Origin of the sequence: Pseudoalteromonas sp. NZS127 (genome assembly GCF_015864805.1) — a bacterium.
In the GTDB taxonomy this organism is placed as follows: domain Bacteria; phylum Pseudomonadota; class Gammaproteobacteria; order Enterobacterales; family Alteromonadaceae; genus Pseudoalteromonas; species Pseudoalteromonas nigrifaciens.
The window spans coordinates 1-543 of sequence record NZ_JADYWN010000084.1 but is presented as its reverse complement, the minus strand read 5'-3'; the positions used below and the strand labels follow the sequence as shown (position 1 = coordinate 543).

The following is a 543-nucleotide window of genomic DNA, read 5'->3' as shown; positions in this document are numbered from 1 at the left end:
GTATAGTGCACGAAGTTTGGGGTGGCGCAGTGCCCTTCTCCAGAACGATCTCTAGGCGAGGACGAACACCTTGTCACCGCGAATCTCAACCACAGGGTGTGGGTACTGCTTGCGAAAAGCCACACGACGTTGATGCGAGTTCATACCTTCCTCCGACGCTTCGGCAGCGGGCACCACGCCTGCCAGAACGGATCACCGTGGTAGTCGCCGTATACCGCCACGCCGCCCGCGCCGAGCAGTTGGACCTTGGCGCCGCGAGGGCACGTGGTCATGTCCTCGTTCCAGAACACGTCGGTGGCGACGGCCACGGTCTGGTCGGCGTTGAGCTTGTGGGCCGGTTGTTCTGCTGTTTCGGTCATAGCGTGTTGCTTTCGTGCAGTTCTCGTTTTGCCGCGAGGTAGGCGGCCGATGCGGCTTCAGGTGTTGGGAAGCACCCCAGATACTTTCGGGCGCCTCTGGCTGCGATGCGCGCCATGTAGGGGTTGGGCAAACCCGGACGAGGCATCTTGAACACACCTATCGGTAAGTCTTCCTTCTTCCCGC

The 543-nt window shown here is 61.1% G+C and carries 2 protein-coding genes; both read right to left on the bottom strand.

The genetic code is table 11. The features are described from left to right. Positions 1-140: 140 nt before the first annotated feature. A complete protein-coding gene (locus I6E78_RS18555) occupies positions 141-359 on the bottom strand; it encodes a hypothetical protein (protein WP_114488317.1) in 219 nt (72 codons plus the stop codon). Next, on the bottom strand, positions 356-543 hold a 188-nt coding region (locus I6E78_RS18795), incomplete at its 5' end, for a hypothetical protein (RefSeq protein WP_231618058.1). The genes I6E78_RS18555 and I6E78_RS18795, both read right to left, overlap by 4 nt.

Bases quoted from the DNA above. Each gene is read 5' to 3' on its own strand.
- I6E78_RS18555 (WP_114488317.1), bottom strand. From the start codon at position 359: ATGACCGAAACAGCAGAACAACCGGCCCACAAGCTCAACGCCGACCAG.